28 protein-coding genes and 1 tRNA gene are annotated in these 24,689 nt (G+C 45.5%); 24 read left to right on the top strand and 5 right to left on the bottom strand.

Going from position 1 to position 24,689, the window contains the following annotated elements:
• Positions 1 to 775 precede the first annotated feature (775 nt).
• From rpmH to HPL003_RS07275, 11 genes are all read left to right on the top strand, one after another.
• Complete coding sequence (gene rpmH, locus HPL003_RS07325; RefSeq protein ID WP_007433250.1) at positions 776 to 910, top strand: 50S ribosomal protein L34; 135 nt, start codon at positions 776 to 778, stop codon at positions 908 to 910.
• A 262-nt stretch (positions 911 to 1,172) separates the two neighbouring features.
• A complete protein-coding gene (rnpA, locus tag HPL003_RS07320) occupies positions 1,173 to 1,523 on the top strand; it encodes a ribonuclease P protein component (protein ID WP_013312817.1) in 351 nt (116 codons plus the stop codon).
• 71 nt (positions 1,524 to 1,594) lie between these two features.
• Positions 1,595 to 2,467 (top strand): YidC/Oxa1 family membrane protein insertase, encoded by an 873-nt coding sequence (locus HPL003_RS07315; protein ID WP_014279006.1) that lies wholly within the window; start codon positions 1,595 to 1,597, stop codon positions 2,465 to 2,467.
• Positions 2,464 to 3,222 carry an RNA-binding cell elongation regulator Jag/EloR gene (jag, locus tag HPL003_RS07310; RefSeq protein WP_014279005.1) on the top strand — a complete coding sequence of 253 codons (759 nt, stop codon included), beginning with the start codon at positions 2,464 to 2,466 and terminating at the stop codon, positions 3,220 to 3,222. The genes HPL003_RS07315 and jag overlap by 4 nt, the downstream gene beginning before the upstream one ends.
• A gap of 164 nt (positions 3,223 to 3,386) precedes the next feature.
• Positions 3,387 to 4,763 (top strand): tRNA uridine-5-carboxymethylaminomethyl(34) synthesis GTPase MnmE, encoded by a 1,377-nt coding sequence (gene mnmE, locus HPL003_RS07305; protein ID WP_014279004.1) that lies wholly within the window; start codon positions 3,387 to 3,389, stop codon positions 4,761 to 4,763.
• 99 nt (positions 4,764 to 4,862) lie between these two features.
• Positions 4,863 to 6,752 carry a tRNA uridine-5-carboxymethylaminomethyl(34) synthesis enzyme MnmG gene (gene mnmG, locus HPL003_RS07300; RefSeq protein WP_014279003.1) on the top strand — a complete coding sequence of 630 codons (1,890 nt, stop codon included), beginning with the start codon at positions 4,863 to 4,865 and terminating at the stop codon, positions 6,750 to 6,752.
• On the top strand, positions 6,752 to 7,474 hold the full coding sequence (gene rsmG / locus HPL003_RS07295; protein ID WP_014279002.1) for a 16S rRNA (guanine(527)-N(7))-methyltransferase RsmG: 723 nt from the start codon (positions 6,752 to 6,754) through the stop codon (positions 7,472 to 7,474). The genes mnmG and rsmG overlap by 1 nt, the downstream gene beginning before the upstream one ends.
• A gap of 433 nt (positions 7,475 to 7,907) precedes the next feature.
• Complete coding sequence (noc, locus tag HPL003_RS07290) at positions 7,908 to 8,726, top strand: nucleoid occlusion protein (protein ID WP_014279001.1); 819 nt, start codon at positions 7,908 to 7,910, stop codon at positions 8,724 to 8,726.
• 189 nt (positions 8,727 to 8,915) lie between these two features.
• A complete protein-coding gene (locus tag HPL003_RS07285) occupies positions 8,916 to 9,677 on the top strand; it encodes a ParA family protein (protein ID WP_014279000.1) in 762 nt (253 codons plus the stop codon).
• Complete coding sequence (locus tag HPL003_RS07280; protein WP_014278999.1) at positions 9,670 to 10,512, top strand: ParB/RepB/Spo0J family partition protein; 843 nt, start codon at positions 9,670 to 9,672, stop codon at positions 10,510 to 10,512. Before HPL003_RS07285 ends, HPL003_RS07280 begins: the two co-directional genes overlap by 8 nt.
• A gap of 199 nt (positions 10,513 to 10,711) precedes the next feature.
• Positions 10,712 to 11,233 carry a DUF4446 family protein gene (locus HPL003_RS07275; RefSeq protein ID WP_014278998.1) on the top strand — a complete coding sequence of 174 codons (522 nt, stop codon included), beginning with the start codon at positions 10,712 to 10,714 and terminating at the stop codon, positions 11,231 to 11,233.
• On the opposite strand, the gene yyaC is transcribed toward HPL003_RS07275, so the two are convergent.
• A complete protein-coding gene (gene yyaC, locus HPL003_RS07270; protein ID WP_014278997.1) occupies positions 11,187 to 11,792 on the bottom strand; it encodes a spore protease YyaC in 606 nt (201 codons plus the stop codon). The genes HPL003_RS07275 and yyaC overlap by 47 nt on opposite strands.
• 311 nt (positions 11,793 to 12,103) lie before the next feature.
• On the opposite strand from yyaC, the gene HPL003_RS07265 reads away from it, so the two are divergent.
• The 3 genes from HPL003_RS07265 to HPL003_RS07255 all read left to right on the top strand — a co-directional run bounded on the left by HPL003_RS07265 (position 12,104) and on the right by HPL003_RS07255 (position 13,436).
• Positions 12,104 to 13,054, top strand: a complete 951-nt coding sequence (locus HPL003_RS07265; RefSeq protein WP_014278996.1) for a mechanosensitive ion channel family protein — start codon at positions 12,104 to 12,106, stop codon at positions 13,052 to 13,054.
• Positions 13,044 to 13,268, top strand: coding sequence for a DUF951 domain-containing protein (locus HPL003_RS07260; RefSeq protein WP_014278995.1), 225 nt, complete (start codon positions 13,044 to 13,046; stop codon positions 13,266 to 13,268). Before HPL003_RS07265 ends, HPL003_RS07260 begins: the two co-directional genes overlap by 11 nt.
• Before the next feature lie 77 nt (positions 13,269 to 13,345).
• Positions 13,346 to 13,436, top strand: a tRNA-Ser gene (locus tag HPL003_RS07255).
• A gap of 125 nt (positions 13,437 to 13,561) precedes the next feature.
• Here HPL003_RS07255 and HPL003_RS07250 read toward each other — a convergent pair.
• Both HPL003_RS07250 and HPL003_RS07245 read right to left on the bottom strand, forming a co-directional pair.
• Entirely contained in the window at positions 13,562 to 13,822 is a 261-nt protein-coding gene (locus tag HPL003_RS07250; protein WP_014278994.1) for a hypothetical protein, read from the bottom strand.
• A 310-nt stretch (positions 13,823 to 14,132) separates the two neighbouring features.
• Positions 14,133 to 14,363 (bottom strand): helix-turn-helix domain-containing protein, encoded by a 231-nt coding sequence (locus HPL003_RS07245; RefSeq protein WP_014278993.1) that lies wholly within the window; start codon positions 14,361 to 14,363, stop codon positions 14,133 to 14,135.
• Positions 14,364 to 14,538: 175 nt separating this feature from the next.
• Between HPL003_RS07245 and HPL003_RS07240 the strand changes: the two genes are divergently transcribed.
• Positions 14,539 to 14,904, top strand: coding sequence for a hypothetical protein (locus tag HPL003_RS07240; RefSeq protein WP_014278992.1), 366 nt, complete (start codon positions 14,539 to 14,541; stop codon positions 14,902 to 14,904).
• A 79-nt stretch (positions 14,905 to 14,983) separates the two neighbouring features.
• Here HPL003_RS07240 and HPL003_RS07235 read toward each other — a convergent pair whose 3' ends face one another.
• The gene (locus tag HPL003_RS07235) at positions 14,984 to 15,301 is read right to left on the bottom strand and encodes a hypothetical protein (RefSeq protein ID WP_014278991.1); all 318 of its coding nucleotides are present in this window, start codon (positions 15,299 to 15,301) and stop codon (positions 14,984 to 14,986) included.
• Positions 15,302 to 15,667: 366 nt separating this feature from the next.
• Complete coding sequence (locus HPL003_RS07230; protein ID WP_014278990.1) at positions 15,668 to 15,862, bottom strand: YjzC family protein; 195 nt, start codon at positions 15,860 to 15,862, stop codon at positions 15,668 to 15,670.
• Between the two features lie 315 nt (positions 15,863 to 16,177).
• Here HPL003_RS07230 and rpsF point away from each other — a divergent pair, with 315 nt between their 5' ends.
• From rpsF to HPL003_RS07185, 9 genes are all read left to right on the top strand, one after another.
• Positions 16,178 to 16,462: a 30S ribosomal protein S6 gene (rpsF, locus tag HPL003_RS07225; RefSeq protein WP_014278989.1), complete on the top strand. Its 285-nt coding sequence runs from the start codon at positions 16,178 to 16,180 to the stop codon at positions 16,460 to 16,462.
• Between the two features lie 49 nt (positions 16,463 to 16,511).
• Positions 16,512 to 17,003, top strand: coding sequence for a single-stranded DNA-binding protein (gene ssb / locus HPL003_RS07220; RefSeq protein ID WP_014278988.1), 492 nt, complete (start codon positions 16,512 to 16,514; stop codon positions 17,001 to 17,003).
• A gap of 21 nt (positions 17,004 to 17,024) precedes the next feature.
• Positions 17,025 to 17,297, top strand: coding sequence for a 30S ribosomal protein S18 (gene rpsR, locus HPL003_RS07215; RefSeq protein WP_013312800.1), 273 nt, complete (start codon positions 17,025 to 17,027; stop codon positions 17,295 to 17,297).
• A 536-nt stretch (positions 17,298 to 17,833) separates the two neighbouring features.
• Positions 17,834 to 19,567: an ABC transporter substrate-binding protein gene (locus HPL003_RS07210; protein WP_014278987.1), complete on the top strand. Its 1,734-nt coding sequence runs from the start codon at positions 17,834 to 17,836 to the stop codon at positions 19,565 to 19,567.
• 71 nt (positions 19,568 to 19,638) lie between these two features.
• The gene (locus HPL003_RS07205) at positions 19,639 to 20,601 is read left to right on the top strand and encodes an ABC transporter permease (RefSeq protein WP_014278986.1); all 963 of its coding nucleotides are present in this window, start codon (positions 19,639 to 19,641) and stop codon (positions 20,599 to 20,601) included.
• A gap of 11 nt (positions 20,602 to 20,612) precedes the next feature.
• On the top strand, positions 20,613 to 21,536 hold the full coding sequence (gene opp4C / locus HPL003_RS07200) for an oligopeptide ABC transporter permease (protein ID WP_014278985.1): 924 nt from the start codon (positions 20,613 to 20,615) through the stop codon (positions 21,534 to 21,536).
• 13 nt (positions 21,537 to 21,549) lie between these two features.
• A complete protein-coding gene (locus HPL003_RS07195) occupies positions 21,550 to 22,533 on the top strand; it encodes an ABC transporter ATP-binding protein (protein ID WP_014278984.1) in 984 nt (327 codons plus the stop codon).
• Positions 22,530 to 23,495 (top strand): ABC transporter ATP-binding protein, encoded by a 966-nt coding sequence (locus HPL003_RS07190; protein ID WP_014278983.1) that lies wholly within the window; start codon positions 22,530 to 22,532, stop codon positions 23,493 to 23,495. Before HPL003_RS07195 ends, HPL003_RS07190 begins: the two co-directional genes overlap by 4 nt.
• A gap of 178 nt (positions 23,496 to 23,673) precedes the next feature.
• On the top strand, positions 23,674 to 24,615 hold the full coding sequence (locus HPL003_RS07185; protein WP_014278982.1) for a D-alanyl-D-alanine carboxypeptidase family protein: 942 nt from the start codon (positions 23,674 to 23,676) through the stop codon (positions 24,613 to 24,615).
• Positions 24,616 to 24,689 lie beyond the last annotated feature (74 nt).

Here is a 24,689-nt window from a genome sequence, read left to right as displayed (position 1 = left end):
GGGTATGTGCGGCACGATCCGTTCTCTTGATCCCGCAGGCCAAAACGGGACTGCAATATGTCGAAATCAAATGAAAAATGTAGAATATATCCCCAGAATCCCGAATCCGCACAAAAATAAAAAGATGGATAAATTGAACTTGTTCACAACTTTATCCACAGGGTGTTGATAATATGGAGGGTAAAACAACATATTCACATTCAAAAGTAATATCATCATAGCAAAAGAAGCCTTGTATTTCAATGACTCGTGGTTATTTATCCACAAATTCAATCTGTTGTGTACAATTTTTATTCACAACACAAGATATTGTTTATAATTTGTTCAGTTTTCGACAATAACTCTTTGTCGTCTCAAAATGTTATGCACAGGTTATGACCATTTAAATCACAATTCAGCTTTTTTTGTGGATCTGTGCATAACAGCCGTTGCCTTTTGGTCACAGAGGGCGTTTTTTCTGTTGAAGATTTCCGGTAACGTTTCCGACAATATTTTTAATGATATGGTTATGGTCTGATATGGAAGAAGGAAGGTCAAAGAGAATCCACGAAATAAAAGACAAAAGAGCGTGGGATAAGTGAACTGGATGAAGGAACAAACTCTCTGGGCGTGAAAAAGAGGGAGAGGATGGTACGTGATTTTGGGGGAGGGGATTAAGCTGTACATTGACTTTGGCCACTATTTATGGTTAAATGTACAAAGGTGTTTTTTGTGGAGATTGCTATGTTAGGTATATTCCATATAAAACGTATTCCTTGTAAGGAGGTGCAGTACAATGAGACCGACTTTCAGACCGAATGTCAGCAAGCGTAAAAAAGTTCACGGCTTCCGTAAAAGAATGAGCACAAAGAATGGCCGTAAAGTTTTGGCAGCTCGTCGCCAAAAAGGCAGAAAAGTATTGAGTGCGTAATGCGTGCATAAAGACCACTACGGTGGTCTTTTTTTTCATAATGGAGGTATTTATGGGCCGGATCGCTTTCCCTATGTCTGTAGAAATGCAGTGAAAAAGAGGGAGGAGCACCGTAACCTGCTCTATATTAGATGAAGCTTTTGAAAATGGATGTAAAATAAGCGAGATTACCATGGCGGAATGTTGTCCATACTTCTTACTATATAAGGGGTAAGGATTGGCATACCGGCATGTGTAAAAGAGATGAGCAAGGAGAAGCGCCGTGCAAAAAAAATTGCGTCTACGAAACCGGGCGGACTTTGGGCGCGTATACCGCCATGGCAAATCTTTTGCCAACCATCAGTTTGTGGTGTACTGGTTCCGCCGCAGAGAGGTAGAGCAGTTCCGCGTCGGAATTTCGGCCAGCAAGAAGATCGGCAACGCAGTTGTCCGCAACCGGATGCGCAGGATCGTCAAGGAAATTGTGCGCCATCATGAGCATGAATTGGTGGAGCAAATTGACCTGATTTTTATCGTCCGCAAGGGAGCGGTTACAATGTCGTATCAGGAGCTGGAGAAAAGCGTGCTGCACGTTCTGCGCAAAGCCTCGCTGCTCAAGTCTTCACGTCGATAGTCAGTATCTTTGTCCTACAGGATATGGTATGATTTACGTTGGAATGGATTGGTTAAGAAAGGGGTTATGAAGTGTCGCGTTTGAAGACTCAACGGGGGAAATGGTTCCTCCTGATTGCCTTATTGGCACTTGTTGCTGTGCTGTCAGGATGTACCCAGACGGCTCACAATTCTTACACAACGGCAGACTTGGCCAATGGATCTTGGTGGCAAAGATATGTCGTTTACTGGTTTTCGTATGCGCTGGATACATTTGCCCAATGGTTCTCAGGAGAGTATGGTCTGGCCGTACTGATACTGGTGATTATCGTGCGAACCATTATTTTGCCGCTTACACTCAAGCAAGTACGCAGTTCTAAAGCTATGCAGGCTATTCAGCCGCAATTAAAAGAAATTCAAGCGAAATACAAGGATACGCCTGAGAAGGTCCAGCAAGAGACGATGAGGCTGTTCCAGGAAAACAAGGTCAACCCAATGGCGGGCTGTCTTCCTTTGATCGTTCAGATGCCGATTTTCATCGCGCTCTATAATGCCATTTACTATAATTCGGCATTGCGGGATCATGATTTCTTGTGGCTCCAGTTAGGTAAACCGGATCACTTCTTTATCCTGCCAATTCTGGCGGCAATCACAACATTCGTCCAAACCTGGATGATGATGAAAATGAATCCGACTCCGCAGCAGGGACCGATGCAATTTTTGCTGTACGTCTATCCGGTGCTGATTTTGTTCATGTCGTATAACTTCCCATCCGCTTTGCCGTTATACTGGTTCTACAGTAATATTTACACGATTATTCAAAACTATTTCCTTTATCGGAATAAAGATAAAGAAGTCGCGCTGGCCAATGTGAAAACAGCCAGTCTTACGAAAACAGGTTCCTCCAATAGCAATAACAAGAAAAAAGGTGGCAGAAATACGAAGGGGGCTAAAAAGTCGAGATGACCAAAGTCGTGACTTCAGGGAAAACCGTTGAAGATGCTGTAGAACAAGGACTCTCCCAGCTGGGAGTAAGCCGTGAACGGGTAACCGTAAACGTGTTGGAACAGCCGTCAAAAGGATTCCTGGGGTGGCTCGGGGTCAAGAAGGCGAAGGTAGAGCTTACTCTACTGTCTGATCCGTCTCCCGAAACCACACACGCGGCTGAACATCATGTATCGACTCAAGCGCCTATCGTGGGACAGGCTGTTGTTCCGGAAGCTGAACCTGTTATGCAGGAAGTACGCGCGAGCAAGGAAGCCTCCACGGGCCATGCAGACCCCTATGAAGAAGCTGTACGTTTTATCCATGAAACAGCAGCGGGAATGGGGCTGGATGTTGAAGTGGATGTGCGTCACCGCAAGGATGAAAGCATACTGGATATATCTGGTCCCTCGCTCGGCATGCTGATCGGCCGCCGGGGACAGACGCTGGATGCATTGCAGTATCTGACGAGTATCGTTGCCAACCGTCATTCTGACAAATTCATCCGGATTGTGCTGGATGCCGAGCAATTTCGCGCACGTCGGCAAAAAACGCTGGAGGATTTGGCGGATCGACTGGCCAACCAAGCTATTCGTTACGGGAAGGAAGTCGTGCTGGAGCCAATGCCGTCACAGGAGCGGAAGCTGATTCACGCCAAGCTTCAACAGCATGCGCTGGTTAGAACATACAGCAAGGGGGACGAGCCGAATCGGCGCGTCGTCATTGCTAAAAAATAATCCGACGCAATGGCTCTCTGCAAGGTGCAGAAGCCATTGCTTTTTTTCAAATATAAGACTTTATAAGTTTTACTCTATTTGTTCTTATATTTCTCGCTGAAACGGTTGCCGTCCTTGATCAAGGACGGCAATGCCGTTTCTACTTGATAGGAGGTAGAAACCATATGCTGAGCGATACCATAGCTGCCATTGCAACGGCTGTCGGCGAAGGGGGCATTGCGGTTGTACGGGTCAGCGGCCCAGAAGCCGTTACGGAAGTGGAAACTTTATTCCGAAGCAAAACACCTCTAAGCAAGGCTCCATCTCATACGGTACATTATGGACATATTATAGATCCTCAAAGCCAGGAAAAGGTGGAGGAAGTTCTAGTTACGGTCATGCGAGCGCCGCGCTCTTTTACAACAGAAGATGTTGTAGAAATCAGTACCCATGGTGGGGTTGTAGCAGTTAAGCGGGTGATGGATTTACTACTGCTACAAAATATACGTTTGGCCGAGCCGGGTGAATTTACGAAGCGTGCTTTTCTGAATGGTCGTATTGATCTGAGTCAGGCGGAGGGAGTCATTGACCTGATTCGCTCGAAGTCGGATAAAGCTTTTTCAGTAGCTTTGAAGCAGGTAGATGGACAACTGTCACAGAATATCCGCCGTTTGCGTCATGTTCTGGTAGAGACACTGGCTCATATTGAAGTGAACATTGATTATCCTGAGCATGATGTGGAATCTTTTACGTCTGAGTTGATCAAGGATAAGAGCAGTCAGGTCATGGCGGAAATTGATCGGCTGCTGCATACAGCGGAGCAGGGGAAAATTTTACGTGAGGGCCTGACCACAGCGATTGTCGGAAGACCGAATGTGGGGAAATCCTCGCTGCTGAATACACTGGCTCAGGGCGAACGGGCGATTGTGACCGATATTCCGGGCACGACCCGTGACGTTATTGAGGAATATGTGACGATTAACAGCATTCCTCTGAAGTTGCTGGATACGGCTGGCATTCGGGAAACGATGGATGTAGTGGAACGGATCGGAGTAGAGCGTTCGAGAACGGCGGTCAGTGAAGCGGATCTGCTGCTCATCGTGATTAACGCCAACGAACCGCTGCATGAGGATGAAATGGCATTAATGGAACAAATCCGCGGTAGACAAGCGATTGTCATTATGAATAAAATGGACTTACCGGCCCAAGTAGACCGGGATTTGCTGCTGCGTTATGTTCCTGAAGAGCTTATCGTACCGATGTCTGTAAAGGAAAATGAGGGAGCAGATCGGTTGGAGCAGGCCATATCGCAGTTATTCTTTAGCGGTAAGCTGGAATCAGCCGATATGACATATGTCAGCAATGTACGACATATTGCTTTGTTGAAGAAGGCTCGCCAATCGTTGGTAGATGCCTATGAAGCCGCTGATCAATTCGTTCCGATTGACATGATTCAGATTGATGTACGGCTGGCGTGGGAGCATTTGGGCGAGATTGTGGGCGATACGGCGCATGATGCGTTAATCGATCAAATATTTTCACAATTCTGTCTGGGCAAATAGGATATTCGAGTATGGCTGGTATAAGCCCTGCTATCGTTATAGATTACAAGAGCATATTCGGTATGCGAAGACCGAAGTGCATAAGGAGGTAAGAAAGGTATGGGATATCAAGGAGGCGACTATGATGTAATTGTCGTAGGCGCGGGCCATGCGGGTGTGGAATCCGCCTTGGCAGCAGCCCGGATGGGCTGTCGTACGTTGATGATTACGATTAACCTGGATATGGTCGCGTTCATGCCCTGCAACCCGTCCATAGGCGGTCCTGCTAAGGGGCATGTGGTGCGAGAAATTGATGCATTGGGCGGCGAAATGGGTCGAAATATAGATAAGACATTTATCCAAATGAGAATGTTAAATACTGGTAAAGGTCCTGCGGTTCATGCATTGCGTGCACAAGCAGACAAGTTCTCTTATCAGCATGCGATGAAGGAAACGATGGAAAAGGAACCGAATCTGACCTTACGCCAAGGTATGGTGGAAGAGCTGATTATGGAAGACGGTCATTGCGTAGGTGTAATTACGAAGACGGGGACAGAGTACCGAAGCAAAGCGGTTGTATTGACTACAGGCACTTATTTACGTGGCAAAATCATTATGGGTGAGCTGATGTATGAGAGTGGCCCGAACAATCAACAGCCTTCGTTGAGATTGTCTGAGCATTTGAGAGAGCTGGGCTTTGATCTGGTTCGATTTAAGACAGGAACGCCGCCACGTGTGCATAAGGACACGATTGATTTTAGCAAAACCGAAATTCAGCCAGGGGACGATCAACCGAAGTTTTTCTCATATGAAACGAAGTCTTCGGATAATGAGCAGCTTCCTTGCTGGTTGACGTATACTTCAGTGGAAACCCATCAGATTATTAATGATAATTTGCATCGTGCGCCAATGTTCTCCGGTCTGATTGAAGGAACAGGACCGCGCTATTGTCCATCTATTGAAGATAAAGTGGTGCGTTTTAGTGATAAGCCGAAGCACCAAATCTTTTTGGAGCCTGAAGGTAAAAACACATCTGAATACTATGTTCAGGGCTTGTCGACCAGCTTGCCTGAGGATGTGCAATTAGCTGTACTGCGCTCGATTCCTGGGATGGAAAAGGTAGAAATGATGCGTAACGGCTATGCTATTGAGTATGATGCCATGGTGCCTACGCAATTGTGGCCTACGTTGGAAACGAAAAGAGTACCTGGCCTGTTCACGGCGGGCCAAATTAACGGTACCTCCGGTTACGAGGAAGCTGCGGGCCAAGGGATTATGGCAGGCATTAATGCGGCTCGTAAGGTGCAGGGTAAAGAACCTGTCGTGCTGGACCGCTCCCAAGGCTACATTGGGGTTCTGATCGACGATCTGGTGACCAAGGGTACGAATGAGCCTTACCGCTTGCTGACGTCCCGTGCGGAATATCGCCTGTTGCTTCGTCATGATAATGCAGATTTGCGTTTGACTCCGATCGGGCATGATATCGGCCTGATTACGAACGAACGGTACGAGCGCTTTTTGGATAAAAAGCAAAAGGTAGAGCAAGAGATTGAACGTTTGCGTCTGGCGAAGGTTCGTCCAGTTGATGTGAATGAGATGCTGGAGCAAGGCGGATCTGCACCGATACAGGACGGCAGTAATTTGTTAACCGTGCTGCGTCGACCAGAGATCAGCTATGCACAAGTGGCACAAATTTCACCTTCACCTGTAGCTCTTACTGAGGAGGAACAGGAGCAGGTCGAAATCCAGATTAAGTATGCGGGCTACATCGAGAAGCAACTGATGCATGTAGAACGTCTGCAAAAGATGGAGAAGAAAAAGCTTCCAGAGGATATCGTATACGATGAGGTTCAGGGTTTGGCAATGGAAGCCAAGCAGAAGCTTACGAAAATTCGTCCGATGTCGATTGGTCAGGCATCCCGTATTTCGGGTGTGACTCCTGCGGATATTTCCATTTTGCTCGTTTATCTGGAGCATTATAACCGCGTAACGGCAGCAAGGGGATCATAATGGACGCGATACAACAGCAATTTAAGCAGCGACTGGCAGAGCATAGCATTGTGATTAATGACAGTCAGCTAGAGCAGTTCGAAACGTATTACCGTGTGCTGGTTGAGTGGAATGAAAAGATGAACCTGACAGGTATTACAGAGCGTGATGCGGTGTACACCAAGCATTTTTACGATTCTCTTTCGCTGGCTTTTTATGTTCCGTTAAATGATGTGGAAAGCTTGGCGGATATCGGATCGGGTGCAGGATTCCCCGGTATTCCTTTGAAAATATGCTTTCCGCAGATTCAGTTGACCATTGTGGATTCGTTGAACAAACGCATACAATTTCTGGCGCATGTGGTAGAACAACTGGGATTGGAAGACGTGGAGCTGATTCATAGCAGGGCAGAAGAATTGGGTCGTAAAACGGGATACAGGGACAGCTATGATCTGGTCACAGCCAGAGCCGTTGCCCGTCTTGCGGTGCTGAATGAATTTTGTTTGCCTTTTGTCCGTGAAGGAGGTCACTTTGCTGCGATGAAGGGCAGTGACCCGACGGAGGAAATCAAGGAAGCTTCCTACAGCTTGAAAGAGCTTAAGGGGAAAATCAAGCATATTCAGGCTTTTCAGTTACCTGTAGAGGATGCAGCCAGACATATGATTATTATTGAAAAGAGAGCAGCTACACCACGGAAATATCCGCGTAAGCCGGGTACGCCTTTAAAAACACCGTTAGTGTAACCAATTGAAAGAAAGTGAATGTTTCACGTGAAACATTCACTTTTTTTATGGCTTGCGATGCTCTTTACATAAACAACGTAAAGATACAGAAGGTCTCTACTTATGACGTAGAGGAACATGGATAAATAGGCATCTGATTGGGTACATAATTTATTCTCTGATCCTTCCGAAAAGCTGGTAGAGACGATAGGATTATGGCTGGAAAAGTGATAGAATAGAGATAATCGTTTTTGATGTAGGTTGACTGCTTCCCGTACCGTTCAATCCAGATATACATAAGGGGGAGTGGGACAACAATGCCAGGGAGAATACGTGGAGTGTACCCGGTTACGGCGCTGTCTCATATGAAGGGTCTACGATCCGCGTAAGGAACTGTTTTTCACGAAGCGCTGTTAGTATGGTGCTATTATGAAATTAGGTGGTATTATACGGAATGAAAGAACAATTTTCCAAGCTATTTGGTTTGACGGAGCGATCCACTGGGGACGAAATAAAACAAATTCCAGTTCGGGATATTGTCAGCAGTCCTTATCAGCCCCGTACCATATTTGACGACGAGAAGATTGATGAGCTATGCCAGACCATTAAGACGCATGGTGTAATTCAGCCGATTGTCGTTCGTTTCCGTAATGGACATTACGAAATTATAGCAGGGGAACGTCGATGGAGAGCTGTTACCAAGTTGGGGATGGATACCATTCCAGCCATTGTTCGTGAGTTTAATGATTCACAAGCTGCATCCATCGCGTTGATTGAGAATCTCCAACGGGAAGGGCTAACAGCGATTGAAGAGGCTGTAGCTTACCAGAAGCTGATTGACCTGCATCAGCTCACCCAGGAAAGTCTCGCTCAGCGACTTGGCAAAAGCCAATCCACTATTGCTAATAAGATACGACTGCTTCACCTGCCAGAGAGAGTGAAAGGTGCTCTAATGGAACGGAAAGTGTCCGAGCGTCATGCCCGTGCGTTATTGTCATTAGAGACTGAAGAGCTACAGTATAAGGTTTTGGATGAAGTCATCGCCAAGGAACTCAATGTGAAACAGACAGAGGCGAGAGTCGCCTTTTATAAACAAGTGTCCACGATTAAGAAATCCAAGCGGATTTCCTTTACTAAGGATGTCCGGCTTGCGCTGAATACGATTCGTCAATCCATTGATATGGTGTCTGGCTCAGGCTTGGATATCAAGACCAAGGAATCCGATCATGAGGATCACTATGAGATTGTCATTCAAATCCCCAAACGTAAGTAAGGGATGAAGCGTACAGGCGGCAGCAATTGCCGCTTTTTCTGTCTAACGCCAAATAAAACCGCAGCATACTCGTATTCTATTTTAAAAAATTGCCGTTATCCGTAAGCTAATGATGGAGAATTGTCTTACTAAAGGATTTTGCAATACAGAAATATAGCAGGATTCCGATTAAATTATGAGGTGAATGAAGTGTCAAAAATAATAGCCGTAGCCAATCAAAAGGGCGGAGTGGGCAAAACAACTACTTCCGTGAATTTGGGCGCCGGACTTGCTTCCCTCGGCAAAAGGGTATTGCTCGTGGATATCGACCCGCAAGGTAATACAACCAGTGGTGTGGGTATCAATAAGGCGGATGTGGCAAATTGCATTTATGATGTACTCATTAATGAGGTTGATCCTATCGAAGCGATTGTCAGTACACAGATTGAGGGACTGGATATTATTCCGGCCACCATTCAGCTGGCAGGAGCGGAAATCGAGTTGGTACCGACCATTTCTCGCGAACTAAGATTAAAAAGATCACTCCAGCTCGTCAAGCATAAGTACGATTATATATTGATTGATTGCCCTCCGTCGTTGGGGATTTTGACACTTAATTCTTTAACAGCCTCTGATTCGGTCATTATCCCCATTCAATGTGAATATTACGCATTGGAAGGATTAAGTCAGCTACTGAATACGGTGCGATTGGTACAAAAGCACTTGAATACGTCGCTGCAAATCGAAGGCGTGTTGTTGACGATGTTTGACGCCCGCACCAATTTGGGTATTCAGGTGATTGAAGAAGTGAAAAAGTATTTTCAAAGCAAGGTTTATCAGACGATTATTCCACGCAATGTGAGACTCAGTGAAGCACCATCACATGGCCAGTCCATTATTACGTATGATCCCCGCTCCCGTGGGGCAGAGGTATATATTGAGTTGGCAAAGGAAGTGGCATCTTATGAGTAAACGGTTGGGAAAAGGGTTGGATGCACTCATTCCCTCCCTTACAGTCAATGATGAGGACAAGGTTGTTGACATTCCGCTTAGTCAGTTGCGTGCAAATCCGTACCAGCCTCGAAAAACGTTTGATGAGGAATCGATTAAAGAACTGGCAGAATCCATTCGTCAGCACGGTGTTATCCAACCTATTATTGCGCGTAGTGTATTAAGAGGCTATGAAATTATTGCAGGTGAAAGAAGATTTCGGGCTTCTCAATATTGTGGGAATTCGACGATACCTGTGGTTGTTCGCAATTTTACCGATCAGCAGGTAATGGAGATTGCCCTGATTGAGAATTTGCAGCGTGAAAATCTGAACGCAATGGAAATAGCAGTAGCTTATCAGGGATTAATGGATCAGTTCTCGTTAACTCAAGAGGAATTATCCTTGAAAGTGGGTAAGTCGCGCTCTCATATTGCGAATTTTCTTCGTTTGCTTGCATTACCGGAGGAAGTTAAGGATCATGTTTCACGTGGAACATTATCTATGGGACATGCCAGAGCGATTGTTGGGCTTAAAGATCCAGATATGGTGAAGCAACTGGCAACACAATGTATTGAGCAGCAGTGGAGTGTTCGAGAACTGGAAGAAGCTGTACAGCAGTTGGATCATAAACCTGGTGAGGCGAAGGCCAAGACCAAGGTGAGAAAAAAGGACCCTTTTATTGATCATATGGAGGAGTCCTTACGTGAACGTTTTAAAACAACTGTGAAAATCAAGCATAACAAGGATAAAGGTAAAATCGAATTGAATTATTACAGCCAGCAGGATTTGGAAAGATTACTGGAACTATTGCAGTAGTCTGTACGAAATAGGACATGTCTCCTTGAGCGAAATGGGAAGTGAGATATGTCTTTGCTTTGTCTGAAAGTGAAGGAATCAGAATAGTCTGGATGGTTAAACTAATAGCCTTCTGTTATTTGTTTCGCTGTTCTCAAACGTATAAAATAAGAGGTATGCAGTGACATGATTTTTGGGGTAGAGGAGTAGAAGCAAGCATATGGCTGAATTGAACGGACTAATCATGGAACAGCTTGCCGGAATCGTTGCAGGGATTGTGCTCATTTTGCTCATCCTGTTGATTGTTATCATTGTGCAGGGGGCAAAGTTGAAAAAGATGCGGCGAAAGTATGAAACCATGATGGCAGGCAGCGGTGTCGAGAATTTGGAAACGCTGCTGATTGATTTGAAGGTGCAAATGGATACGATTGAGGATGAGCAGGAAGCCCATCGTGCAAGTATGGAATCTCTACGCAGTAAACTGACTGGCCTGAAGGGACATATAGGCATCAAACGCTATAATGCCTTTGGCGAGCGAGGGAGCGATCTAAGCTTCTCCATGGCTATTGTAGATGATAATCAGGATGGTATCGTATTAACCGGCATTTATAATCGGGATGGCTCTTATGTGTATGCCAAGCCCCTGGAAGCGGGGCAGTCATCCTATTCCTTATCTCCTGAAGAGAAAGAAGCCGTTACTCTTGCGCAGCAAGCAGGACGGAACGGTAATGCCACTCCTTAATCGCGGAGTATAAGCTGCCAGCAATGATATCTGATAATTTCATTACCAGATTTAGTCTTGTATTTTGCAACACAAAGTATTCCATAAAGCCGCCGACGTTAACGATTCCTGTCAAATGGATATCGCCGACCGGCGGTAATTCTTTATTTACCCCCGCTCCAGGCTTCAAAGGCCCGTCCGCAACCTGAATGCATCCGACGCTGGAGGTTTGTCCAAGACATGCGTCTATGCCGATGATATAGGGCTGGTCGTACCGGGTGTGTATGCCGTCCAGTGTTGTTTGTAGATTCATAGCATGTACAGGCTCCTCCAATGTTCCGTAAAGGTGAAAGAGCGGGCTTTTATAATGTGACAACTGGGTACCTACGAGCGGGCCGAGACAATCTCCAGTAGAACGGTCGGTGCCGATGCAAATAATAACAATATTTTGCAGACTGGGCGCCTGGTGCAAATGGAACAGCAAACGATGGATGATGGCTGATTGGATCCCGGGGTCGGTGTGTGATATTTTTAAGCTAAGGGGTTCTTGCCCCGGAATGAAGTCAGATGGATGAGTCATGGAATCTTCCTTTCGCTCTGTAATGGAGTGTGCAGGTCACGCTCGCTTTATATAGACCGTTAGCTGTTGGCATCACATGGATCAGAGATGAAAACCAGAAGTAAACTGCCTTAGAGAATAACAATTAGCCTGCGGGTAACAATTATTCTCAAGATAGTAGCTAGTATATGGATAAGTGTGGGGTTTTATACTCGGCAAAGTAGATTATTCATAGCAAAATGAATGAAACCAGTAGATGGGCTTATGTAGTAGACAATAGAATTTGGGAAACCAGGAGAGTAGGTCCCTTGTGTAAGGAGGAGCAACAGAAAATGACCTTAATACGTTGGTTGGAGAACAATACAGGGACGACTGCTGTTGTGAAGGATGCGATGCACTGGAAGGATGTTATATGGGAATGGCTTTCAGATAGTGCGATGTGGTCGACTTTGTTGTTTGTGGTTTTGAAGATCGGTATTATTTTCATCATCACACGGATCTTTATTCGCGTTATTAATAAAATTATAGATAAGTCGATGCAGCAAAAGGGAGAGAACAGCAGGTTCCAATTGAATACCAGGCGTCTAACAACCGTTCGAGAACTGCTAAAAAATGTAACAAATATCGTATTCAATTTCATTCTGATTATGCTGGTATTGTCTCAAATGGGCATTAATCTTGGGCCTCTGATTGCTGGAGCTGGAGTGCTTGGGTTGGCCGTTGGTTTTGGGGCGCAGAGCTTGGTTAAGGATGTAATCACCGGGTTCTTTATCATTTTCGAGGATCAGTTTGCCGTAGGAGACGTTATTCAGACGGGAACCTTCAAAGGTACAGTAGAGGTGATTGGGCTGCGTACAACCAGGCTGGTGAGCTGGAAAGGGGAGGTCTACATTTTACCCAACGGCTCCATTACGACGGTTACGAACTTTTCCATGTCCAACTCGTTGGCGGTGGTGGATGTACCGATGAAGGCAGAACGTACTCTGGAGGAAGCTGTTGATTTGGTAAAACAAGCGATCCGGGGGATTGAAGAGTCCAATGTGCAGGTGCTGAATATACCGGATGTTCTGGGGGTTCAGTCCATGACGACATCAGAGTATATTGTGCGTGTTGTGGCGGAGTGTTTGCCGAATACAGGGGCTGCGGTAGAACGTGATATTCAGAATAACATCAAGAAGGCCCTAGAGGATGAGGAACATCGTCAGACCGCGCTGGAGACGGCGGTAGCCCTCGAGAAGGAAGACGAGCAAGAAAGAAAAGGGGGAGAGAAGGGTGGAGCGTAAGTCGTTTGAACTGGGGGACATTGTGCAGATGAAGAAGCCCCATCCCTGCGGAACGAATGAAATGGAAATTATTCGTATGGGGATGGATATTCGGATCAAATGTGTCGGTTGCCAGCACAGTGTGCTGATTCCGCGTGCCAAGTTCGAAAAAAATATGAAGAAGGTGCTACGTTCAAAGGCCCCCGCTGACGGGCAGAATTCGGAAACGAATTGAGCCTGGGTAGATGAGTGATTTTGGGTAACAACGAACTTGCATCATGGGCACAATGATGATATAATAATCCTTGCTGCGGAAAGGTACCCAAGAGGTCTAAGGGGGCTGACTCGAAATCAGTTAGGCGTCGCAAGGCGTGCGTGGGTTCGACTCCCACTCTTTCCGCCACTAACTTCATTAGATAATAAATCAAACTCTTACGTCTATGGCGTAGGAGATTTTTTGATTTTTGGAAAAATGTTTTGAAGGAAAGAATTAAATACTTGAAAAAACACGCGCTATCCCAAAGTGGATTAGCGCGTATTTTCTGTGCTTTGAGGGACGTACTGAATGATATCTTCAATACCAAATGTTTTTTCTAATCCGTGGCTATGGGCGATTTCGTTTATCGCATTTAAGATATTGACCAAGGTTTCTAGCTTAATGGTTTTTGTATCGCCACTTGCTAAATCAAGAATAGTAGCAGGTCTTGTTTTCGACTCAACTGCGATCTTGTTACGTGTAGCTCCAATCATTTCTAGTGTTTCACTCAATTTAAAATGAATTTGACCCAAGCTAGTGAGCCTCCTTAGAGACATATTGTAAAATACTAAATTAGTTATTTGTTATTATAGCTGGTTTGGCGGGTAGTTATAGCGTTACACTACAATTAAGCTGAGGCAGATATTTATTTACTTATCAGCATCTGCATATTCAACTCTTAATAATTTCCCTATATCATCTATATCTAAAACATTAATGATTTTTTCCAATACCTGTCGGGGAAACATCTTGTTTTTATTTCTGACCATGTAATTAAATTTAAATTACGAAAATCGTAATTAAGAGAAGGGATTATATATGGATCACAAAATTTTTTATTTCCTATTTATAACGTGTGCTCTGTTCTTCATCTATAAGTGTGATTATTTCACGGATGTCTGTAATGTCTAATGCATCTGCGATTTCTTCAATATGTTTGAAGTTTATGTTTTCTCTCTTCTCGTTCGCAAGTTCAGATAGTGCCGCTCTGCGGACACCAGTCTTGTGAGACAATTCGTTTAGAGAAATCCCCCTCACTTTGATCAGCTCACCAAGCATTACTTTTACCTTCATTCCACACACTCCTATTTTTATTTCAAAAACCGTTGACTGTACTCATAAGCGTACAATATAATTGAAATATATGTTGTACGTATAAGCGTACGAAATTGAAAAAAATCAAAGGAAGTTGAGTCTCTAATTGGTTTAAGAACTAAAACGGGTAAAGGAAGAAAAGGAGGACGGGTGTATGAGTAAATCGTTGGGATTGGAATGGGCTGCGATGGTATACGGGCCGTATGATTTGCCGCATATGTATGAGCTATTCGAAGGAGTACTTTATAAAGGATGCTATTTCTTCTATCTGGACAATGGTGTGCTATGTCTGCGTCAGGTTCGCAAGTTAGATCAGCCGGGGCATTCACATTTGTTCATCGACGGAGATAGTGCAGGACTACAACTGGCAGAAGGGATTCGGCGTGATTTGATGGAGGTAGTAACCGACCTCATCAGGAGCTGGAGGGACAAGAGTGGCCTTACTTTTCTGTTCGATGAATTACTGTGTCTACGAGGAAGGGGAGACATACAGCTGAATCTTGTAAAAGACAAGAGTTAGGAAGCTCTTCAGAGGTGTCGTTACAGCGAAAAAAACCTGACAGCAGGAAAATAAGTGCCGTCAGGAGCATTTTTCGTCGTTATAACTGGTTTGGTGGGTAGTTATAGCGTTTTGTTTTTTTCGAGCCGGAGATCATCAGTAGGATTGCTGCGATCAGATGGAGAACCCAGCCTACGACGGGGATCCAGGCCAGCAAAGAGGTCAATATCCCCCATACAGAGCCGTAGATCGCTTCCTGATTGCGTAACGACAGGATGAGTGTTACTGCATGCAGGACAAGCATGAATCCCAGAGCAGAGTAACCGGTCCCCACGACAATAGCTCCTCCCACAATCGGTACGGCAAGCACCAATTCGAATATACCTGATATCCACCTTAATATTCGAGAATAACTCATCTTAAAACCTCCGTAAATAGTAGGTCTTTGTACTTGGATATATTCTAGCAGAAGGAGCCGGATTAATCTGCATTTTACCAGTATATGCAAAAAGTCCGATAATGAAACAAAGGAGGACCTCAAAGGTCCTCCATCGTAGGCGATACATTTTTAACAGGATACGATCTGTCCAATCACATCACGAAACTCGGTGTACTGACAAGCAATACCGTGTTGAAAAGACAGTGTCCTTTTACACAAACCTAACGCTTCTAATGCCCGGAATGGATCTCCTAACAGTTTGTCCGGCTACGTCGTCCAACGGAACCACACCTCTCTGTTGTATCGCCTAATCATAATATGGCCCGAATGTCGAGAAAATATACATTAATGAACGCGGGCTTTCGTTTTTTTCTTCCATTTGCGATTATGGTTGGTCGTCTCCGGAAAAGATTCGCCTTTTTCCAGTGTCACTTGCTGCGGGCTTTGAATTTCGGTGTGAAAGCTTTTTTCTCCGACTTCCATATATACGCCGTCATTTGGCACTTTGTCACCTGGTTCAAATTCGGTTTTTTCACCCATAAGGTTGTTCCTCCTTTACTGCATGGATTTGAACTGCAACGGTTATTGTGCGCCGATATGAGCAGAAACATCCGGGAACAAGCACACTGAATGTAAGAAAATCGAGTTATTTCCTATATATAGATAAATATTACCGTACATATAAAATCGTGAATAATGGAATGTGAAGCTAATTTAGCTGATTTACATCATATGAGCTCAATTGCGGGTTGCAATCAGCTGCTCGATTTGGTAAACTGTTTTAGTGCGAGTTTAGGCTCGTTCCTTGCTCTCAACCGAGATTGAGGGCCTTATGTCCATAAGGAGGTGTAAAGAATGCGCAAATATGAAGTGATGTACATTATTCGTCCTGACATTGAACAAGAAGCTGTTCAAGCGGCAGTCGATAAATTCCAAGGTATCATCTCCAACGGCGGTGGCGAAATTACAAGTCACGATGTAACTAAACGCCGTCTTGCGTATGAGATTAAGAAATTCCGTGATGGTTCTTTCGTTCTGGTAAACTTCACAGCAGAACCTGCTGTTGTTGCTGAACTTGAGCGTATCATGAAAATTTCTGACGAAGTAATTCGTTATCTCATTACGAACGACGTAGCTTAATTATTGTACGTGATTATGTAATGAACAACGCTCAAAGGAGGGGATTGGATTGTTGAACCGTGTCATTCTGATCGGTCGTTTGACCAAAGATCCAGAGCTGCGCTATACACCGTCTGGTGTAGCAGTAACCCAGTTCACCCTGGCTGTAGACCGTCCGTTTACGAGTCAAGGCGGCGAACGGGAAGCGGATTTCTTGCCGATCGTAACCTGGCGTCAGCTTGCTGAAACATGTGCTAACTATCTTCGCAAAGGTCGTTTAACGGCTGTTGAAGGCCGTGTTCAGGTGCGTAATTATGAGAACAATGAAGGAAAGCGTGTATACGTGACTGAAATTGTAGCTGATAATGTGCGTTTCTTGGAATCTAACCGCGATGGCGGTAACGGTGGCGGCAATAGCGGTGGAGCTGCGCGTGAGGAGTCTCCTTTCGGAGGCGGCAACAGCAATAGTGGACGTGGGAATAATAACTCGCGAAACAATCATGATCCTTTTTCCGATGACGGAAAACCGATCGATATTTCGGATGATGATCTACCATTTTAATTGGGAAAGGACTGACAAAGAATGGGCTTCAGACAAAGAGAAGGCGGAGACGATAACAAAAGACCAGCTCGTCGTGGTGGTCGCAACAAACGTCGTAAAGTATGTTTCTTCACTGTGAACAAAATTACTCACATTGACTATAAAGATACAGACCTGCTTAAAAAATTCATCAGCGAACGTGGAAAAATTCTTCCTCGTCGCGTGACTGGAACAAGCGCGAAATATCAACGTATGTTGACAATTGCGGTTAAACGTTCCCGTCAAATCGCATTGCTTCCTTACACTACTGAATAGTAGTTTCATGGAAGAAAAAAAGAGGCGTTCCCGATTTCGGGAGCGTCTTTTTTATGATTTTTCTTATTGACAACAAGTCCCATGTATTGTAACTTACTAATAATACAATCCATGTTTAACCATACGCATAGCTCAGCTTTTCTAGTTGCATTTGTGATCGCACGTTCCCCTAACTCGCCAGAGTAAACATTTAGATTATTGGAATGTTATTTTATATTACATGAAAACCAATATTACCGGTAATATTTCGAAATAAAATTCATAAACTTTACAAAATTAGATAGTTTGCATTTTTACATTACACAAAAAAAGATATTGACGTGATATTATTTTACACTTAAGATAATCCTTAATAAAAATATAATGGTTATCAGCAATCTAAATTGACCAAAGGTCTAAAAACACGTGTTTACGCTATCATTGGTAACGGCAAGGAGGATGCACAGACTTCATTTTCAAACCTCAAGCTTTAACGAATCAACGCAGGAAAGAGACGGGCTGTTAAATAAAAGAACCGACTAAGGGGGATGAACAGAATGGTGCAAACGAAGAAATGGGTTTCTTTGCTTATGGTGCTTACGATCGTTGGTGTTCTGTTTGCAGGATGTAGCGGAGGTGCTAATGAAGCACAGCCGGGCAATACGGATAATAAAACAGAGGGCAAGGAAGGCAGCGTACAAGTCACGGAGGGTGTTATTAAAGCCAGTGATCTGACTCAAAATCCGCCGGGAGCTACGAACCGGAAGGATAACATTGTGGTAGGCATGACGTCACCTAAAGGGGTATTTAACCCGTTGTTCTGGCAAACGACCTACGATTTATATGTAGTCAGAACCGTATTTGATTCCTTTTTACAGGTGAAAGCGGATGGTACATACGAAAATAGCTTGGCTGACAAGGTTGATGTATCGCAGGATGGACTGAAATACACGTTCCACCTGAAGCCAGGTGTGAAGTATAGTGACGGAACGCCAGTAACGGTGAAGGATTATGCCTTTGTCCTGAAGGTACTGCATGATCCGAATTACGATGGAGAAACCGATATTCTGTCCTTCAAAATTAAAGGCGGCAAGGAATATCATGATGGCAAGGCGAATAATATTCCCGGTATTAAAGTTATTGACGATAACACGGTAGAGGTAACCGTTACAGAAGCAACGGCTTATACGAAGGATTTTCTGGGTGAGCAGTATTTCATGCCAGAAGCTTACTATGGAAAAGGATTCAAACGCGGCAGCCTAGATAGCATCAAGGCGCTTAACAATAAGCCACTCGGCTCCGGCCAGTATGTACTGAAAAGCTTTTCCCCAGGTCAACAAGTCGTACTTGAAGCAAATCCAAACTACTTCAAGGGCGCACCGAAGGTAAAATCGGTCATTTTCAAAACGACAACCGAAGAAACCAACTTGTCTATGCTGCAAACGGGTGAAACCGATATAGACAATGTTACGGTTACAGAAGATAACGTAGAAGAATTGAAGTCTCTGGGCTTCCTGGACGTGAATATTATGCCGACCAACGGCTACGGATATATTGCATTTAATCACAAAGAAAAGAAATTTCAGGACCCTAAGGTACGTCAAGCTCTGACCATCGGTTTGAACCGGAAGGAGATTGTGGAAGGGGTATACGGTCCGTATGCGAATGTCATTAACATTCCACAGTCTACAGAAGCGTGGTCTTATACGGATGAAGGTATTAACAAATATGAGTTTGATGCCGGTAAGGCAAAGGCTCTGCTGGATGAGGCTGGCTGGAAGGTTGGAGCGGACGGTATCCGTGAGAAGGATGGTGAAAAGTTTACCATTAACTTCTCAGCGACTGCGGATAATCCGGTGGTGGATGCCTTGCTGCCGATTATGTCCACCAACTACAAAGAACTGGGCATTAAGCTGAATTCTGAAACACTGGATTTTAACGCGATTATGGATAAGAAAGATACAGGCAAGTTCGATATGTTCTTTGCCGCCTGGGGATTGACACCTGATCCGGATACAACGGTTTACCTTACGAACGGCGCACAAAATGATGTCGGCTACTCCAATAAAAAGGTAGATGAGTTGACGATTGCGGGTAAGAAAGAACTGGATCAAGAGAAACGGAAAGTGATCTACAAGGAGCTATATCAAGAGCTGAACAAGGATTTGCCAGCTATCTTTATGTATCAACGTAGAGATATGTGGCCAGTCAATGGACGTGTATCCGGCTTAGAAATTACACCATACAAAGATTTTGAATTCAGCCTGTATAACGCTCAGCTCGCTCAATAAGGGTTGCCAATCGTATGCTCAGCTCTCACGGGCTGGGCATATCACTTCTTTATTTGTCTGGAGGAATGATTATGAAGCAGTATATTATTCGACGACTGCTGCAACTCATCCCCACACTCATTGGCATATCCATTATCGTATTTGCGATTTCAGCCATGGTGCCGGGTGATTATATTACAGCCAAGCAGAACCCGAATATGACGGCCGAAAAGGCACAGCAGCTACGACATATCTACGGGTTGGATAAGCCGGAGTATCAACGCTATTTTATATGGGCGGGTAATATGCTGAAGGGTAACATGGGGGATTCATTACAGCATAAGCAGCCAGTAACGAAGGTCATTGGCAATTATGTATGGAACTCCTTTATTATCGCTTTTTTCAGTCTTATTTTTAGCTGGCTGATTGCGGTTGTTGCCGGGGTATTTTCAGCCAAGTTCCAATACTCGTTATTCGATAAGTTCGTCACGCTATTCATATTTTTGTGTATGTCGCTGCCGTCTTTCTTTATCGGTCTTTTGGTGATCAAAATATTTGCACTGGAATGGGGTATTCTTCCGGTTGGCGGCATGACAACTGCAGGGATGGAGTCGGGCTCATGGGCTTATGTCGTGGATGTTCTCAAGCATATGTTCCTGCCAACGCTCGTTCTTACGATGCTGAGTACAGGCAGCCTGACCCGGTATTTCCGTACAGGGATGCTGGAGGTTATTCGTCAGGATTATATTCGCACCGCACGTGCTAAAGGCTTGAAGGAACGTACGGTTATTTTCAAGCATGCACTGCGCAACGCACTGATTCCGGCCATCACGCTGCTCGGATTTGAGCTTCCCGCCTTATTTGGCGGGGCGATGATTTTGGAGAAGGTGTTTGTGTGGCCGGGTGTGGGGCAGGTCTATCTGGAGTCGATCAGTATGCGGGATTATCCGTTTATGCTGGGCTTCACTATTTTTCTGGCAGTCCTTACGCTCATCGGTAATTTGCTCTCGGATGTATTGTATGGCATGGCAGATCCAAGAATTCGCTTGAAGTAGGAGGGATACTATTGCCCGCAGAAACAGTCACGATTGAAACCAAACCAAAGGCAGCGATCCGTCCTGAAGCGTCTCCATGGAGAATCGCCGTTCGCCGTTTTAACCAGAACCATTTGGCTTTGGCTGGACTCATTATATTGATTCTTATGGTGGTCATTTGTACATTTGGGCCGATGATTTCACCTTATCATCTGGATGATTACAAGCTATCTGACAAAAATTTAGCCCCGAATGCCCAGTACTGGCTCGGTACGGATAAGTTTGGCAGAGATATTTTGCTGCGTACGATGCTGGCTGGCCGTATTTCTTTGACGGTGGGGCTGGTGGCCACGTTTATTTCAGTCGTGATCGGTGCGACGTTGGGTGCACTGGCAGGATTCTATCGTAAAGGCGTGGATACGATCATTATGCGGATTGCCGATATTTTTATGGCATTGCCTACATTGCCGCTGCTGATTATTTTAGGTGCCGTTCTGTCCGATTTGAAGGTCGATCCAAAGAACCGGATTTATTTTCTGATGCTCATTATCGGGGTCTTGAGCTGGACGAGCTTGTCCCGCCTGGTTAGGGGGCAGATTCTTACGCTGCGTGAACAGGAGTTCATGCAAGCGACGGAAGCGCTCGGCTTAAGAGACCGCCGTAAAATATTCCGTCATCTGCTGCCGAATACGATTCCTACTATTATTGTTACAGCTACGCTCGGGGTGGCCGGGGCGATTATTACGGAGTCTGCGCTCAGTTACCTGGGGATCGGCGTTGTACCGCCCACACCTTCGTGGGGAAATATGATTTCGGCTGCGAACAATCTGATCGACTTCCGCAAACGGCCGTGGATATGGGTTCCACCAGGAATGTGTATCTTGATTACGGTTGTAGCGATTAACCTGATTGGCGACGGTTTGCGCGATGCACTGGACCCTAAAATGAAGAAGTAGGAGACGAACGTTTATGGAAAATGCTTTGATTGAATTTCGTAACCTGAAAACTCACTTTCATACCTCTAGCGGAACTGTCAAAGCGGTCAATGACGTCAGTTTTAAAATACGTGAGGGTGAAACGCTCTGTGTGGTAGGAGAATCCGGCTGCGGCAAAAGTGTAACGGCCATGACGATGATGCGGCTGATTGATTCGCCCCATACCTCAGACGGTGAAATCTGGTTTGAGGGCAAAAACCTGTTAACGCTGAATAAAGGTCAGATGCAACAAATTCGCGGCAATGACATTTCAATTATTTTTCAGGAGCCGATGTCTTCTCTGAATCCAGTGCTCACCATTGGAGAACAGATTACAGAGCCGCTGCTGATGCATACATTAATGAGTAAAAAGGAAGCACATACCCGGGCGATTGAGCTGATCAATCTGGTGGGTATTTCGCGTCCGGAGGAAATATTTCATTCGTATCCCCATGAACTGAGCGGTGGTATGCGCCAGCGGATCATGATTGCGATCGCACTGAGCTGTAATCCCAAGCTGCTGATTGCGGATGAACCGACAACGGCGCTGGATGTTACGATTCAGGCGCAAATCCTCGATCTGATGCGGGATTTGAAGGATAAGCTCAAAACGTCCATTATGCTGATTACGCATGATCTAGGCGTAGTGGCGGAAATGGCCGATTATGTGGTCGTCATGTATGCCGGGAATGTGATTGAAGAGGCTCCCGTCATTGAACTGTTCAAGAATCCGCAGCATCCATATACGCAAGGGTTATTGAAGGCGAAGCCCGTCATTAATCAGAAGATTGATCGGCTGTATTCGATCCCTGGTCAGGTTCCCAACCCGATTGAGCTGGAGGAAAACTGTCATTTTCATGATCGATGTGCGCATTGTATGCAAATCTGCAAGGATCAGGCCCCTCCCCTGCACGAAAAGAAGAACGGTCATAAGGTTGCCTGCTGGCTATATGAGGAAGAAGGAGGGCAACGGGGATGAGCGAGCCTTTAATTCAAGTGGAAGGTCTGAAAAAATATTTCCCGATCACAGGTGGGATTTTTCAGCGTACCGTGGGACATGTGAAAGCGGTCGATGATGTATCTTTTAACATCCAAAAGGGAGAGTCCTTCGGTCTGGTAGGGGAATCCGGTTGCGGCAAGAGCACGATTGGGCGTACGATTCTCAGGCTGATGGATAAGACAGAGGGATCGGTGCGATACAAGGGAGAGGACTTGCATGCGTTAAGCAAGGAGCAGATTCGTGCGCTTCGTCCGAAGCTGCAAATTGTCTTTCAGGACCCTTTTAGCTCATTGAACCCGAGAATTAAGGTAGGCGAAGCCATCGGGGAAGCATTGCTGGATCACGGATTGATTGACCGCAGCAAGCTGCGGAAAAAGGTGAACGAGACGCTGGATATCTGCGGGCTATCCTCCTATCACTATGATCGGTATCCGCATGAGTTCTCCGGCGGTCAGCGTCAGCGGATTGGGATTGCACGGGCCTTGATTTTGAATCCTGATTTTATCGTGGCTGACGAGCCGGTATCTGCACTTGATGTGTCTATTCAGGCTCAGATCATTAACTTGTTAAGTGATTTGCAGCAGGAACGGCAGTTGACTTATCTGTTCATCTCGCATGATCTGAGTGTGGTCGAGCATCTATGCAGCCGTATCGGTGTGATGTATCTAGGCTCGATGGTGGAGTTATCTTCCAAAGAGGAGCTGTTCCGCAATCCGCTTCATCCGTATACGAAGGCGCTGCTGTCGGCGGTACCGATTCCCGATCCTACGATCAAGAGACAACGAATTGTGCTAAAAGGGGACATTCCTTCCCCGGCGAATCCGCCGTCAGGCTGCAAGTTCCATACACGCTGTCCTATGGCGGAGGCCCGTTGTAAAACGGAAATTCCGGCGTATCGGGATGCGGGCGATCAGCATTTTGTGGCCTGTCATTTTGCCTAAAACTATAGTGGAAAGCCTTTTTTAATAATTTCACTTATAAAAATCTGTCAGCCTGCAAGCAGGAATTGGCGGGTTTTTTGCTGTGGAATGTAAAAGACAAAAAAATTGTAACTTTTTTTCGAAAAGTTGCAGACAAAATGGATTTTTCATCGTCTAATAAAGTATGGGGGTTATTACGATGATGAAAAAATACTGGTTACGTTGGGCTATTGTTGTCCCGGTACTTATTATATTGATTTTTATTACACTTGGACCCCGATTGCTGATCGGTAAGCCGGATGTGGATGCAGGAGCCGCGGTGCTGATGGACATGCAGACGGGAGAATTGTTGATGGATGTGAATGGCGATACGCCTATGCCTTCCGCAAATATGTCCAAGCTCATGACCGAGCTGCTGGTGCTGGAGGATATTCGTGCCGGGCGGTTGGGCTGGAATGATGAAGTGAAAATCAGCCGTTACGCAAGTACGGTAGGTGGTGTAAATCTGTCACTCCGATATGGTGAAAGGCTGACGGTGTCCGAGCTGTTCCAGAGCATGGTTGTGTACTCGGCTAATGACGCGGCTGTGGCACTGGCGGAGCGCTCAGCAGGCAGTGAACCGGCTTTTGTAAAGCGTATGAACGATAAGGCGGCTAAGATTGGATTGACGTCCTATAGCCGATTCAGCAACGCGTCAGGAGCAGGGCAGAGTGAGCTGGGTCCTAACCATCCCGAGAATATTCGAGGAGAAACGCAAATGACGGCAAGCGATACGGCGAAGCTGGCCTCCTATCTGATTACGTCGCATCCGGAGATTTTGAGAACGTCCAGCCGTACGCAGATGGAATTGAAGGATAAGGGCATCTATATTAGTAATACGAACTGGATGCTGCCTTCCTTGGCGGGACCCTACTCTTACGCAGGAACGGATGGACTGAAAGCGGGATACACCAGCGATGCGGGCTATTGCTTCACCGGTACAGCCGAACAGCATGGCAGAAGACTGGTTGCTGTAGTGCTGGGGGCACCGAGCAAGGAGGAACGCTTCGAGCAGACACGGAAGCTGTTCGACTATGGTTTCGCTCTGTCTACCTCTTTCCCGGTACGGCTGCAAAATCTGGTGAAACTGGCTCCGAGCTAAAACAAGGAACCCCCTTAAAAGCTACATAGGATACGGGCTAAACATCAAGCAAGGCTTTGACCGTGAGGTCGAAG

It is taken from the genome of Paenibacillus terrae HPL-003, from assembly GCF_000235585.1.
GTDB lineage: Bacteria > Bacillota > Bacilli > Paenibacillales > Paenibacillaceae > Paenibacillus > Paenibacillus terrae_B.
This window is presented reverse-complemented; position numbering and strand designations above follow the sequence as displayed.

Coding starts and splice junctions, on each gene's coding strand:
- rpmH (WP_007433250.1), top strand. CDS start 776: ATGAGACCGACTTTCAGACCGAATGTCAGCAAGCGTAAAAAAGTTCAC.
- jag (WP_014279005.1), top strand. CDS start 2,464: ATGACCAAAGTCGTGACTTCAGGGAAAACCGTTGAAGATGCTGTAGAA.
- mnmE (WP_014279004.1), top strand. CDS start 3,387: ATGCTGAGCGATACCATAGCTGCCATTGCAACGGCTGTCGGCGAAGGG.
- mnmG (WP_014279003.1), top strand. CDS start 4,863: ATGGGATATCAAGGAGGCGACTATGATGTAATTGTCGTAGGCGCGGGC.
- rsmG (WP_014279002.1), top strand. CDS start 6,752: ATGGACGCGATACAACAGCAATTTAAGCAGCGACTGGCAGAGCATAGC.
- noc (WP_014279001.1), top strand. CDS start 7,908: ATGAAAGAACAATTTTCCAAGCTATTTGGTTTGACGGAGCGATCCACT.
- HPL003_RS07280 (WP_014278999.1), top strand. CDS start 9,670: ATGAGTAAACGGTTGGGAAAAGGGTTGGATGCACTCATTCCCTCCCTT.
- HPL003_RS07275 (WP_014278998.1), top strand. CDS start 10,712: ATGGCTGAATTGAACGGACTAATCATGGAACAGCTTGCCGGAATCGTT.
- yyaC (WP_014278997.1), bottom strand. CDS start 11,792: ATGACTCATCCATCTGACTTCATTCCGGGGCAAGAACCCCTTAGCTTA.
- HPL003_RS07265 (WP_014278996.1), top strand. CDS start 12,104: ATGACCTTAATACGTTGGTTGGAGAACAATACAGGGACGACTGCTGTT.
- HPL003_RS07245 (WP_014278993.1), bottom strand. CDS start 14,363: ATGAAGGTAAAAGTAATGCTTGGTGAGCTGATCAAAGTGAGGGGGATT.
- HPL003_RS07240 (WP_014278992.1), top strand. CDS start 14,539: ATGAGTAAATCGTTGGGATTGGAATGGGCTGCGATGGTATACGGGCCG.
- HPL003_RS07235 (WP_014278991.1), bottom strand. CDS start 15,301: ATGAGTTATTCTCGAATATTAAGGTGGATATCAGGTATATTCGAATTG.
- HPL003_RS07230 (WP_014278990.1), bottom strand. CDS start 15,862: ATGGGTGAAAAAACCGAATTTGAACCAGGTGACAAAGTGCCAAATGAC.
- rpsF (WP_014278989.1), top strand. CDS start 16,178: ATGCGCAAATATGAAGTGATGTACATTATTCGTCCTGACATTGAACAA.
- rpsR (WP_013312800.1), top strand. CDS start 17,025: ATGGGCTTCAGACAAAGAGAAGGCGGAGACGATAACAAAAGACCAGCT.
- HPL003_RS07210 (WP_014278987.1), top strand. CDS start 17,834: ATGGTGCAAACGAAGAAATGGGTTTCTTTGCTTATGGTGCTTACGATC.
- HPL003_RS07205 (WP_014278986.1), top strand. CDS start 19,639: ATGAAGCAGTATATTATTCGACGACTGCTGCAACTCATCCCCACACTC.
- HPL003_RS07195 (WP_014278984.1), top strand. CDS start 21,550: ATGGAAAATGCTTTGATTGAATTTCGTAACCTGAAAACTCACTTTCAT.
- HPL003_RS07190 (WP_014278983.1), top strand. CDS start 22,530: ATGAGCGAGCCTTTAATTCAAGTGGAAGGTCTGAAAAAATATTTCCCG.
- HPL003_RS07185 (WP_014278982.1), top strand. CDS start 23,674: ATGATGAAAAAATACTGGTTACGTTGGGCTATTGTTGTCCCGGTACTT.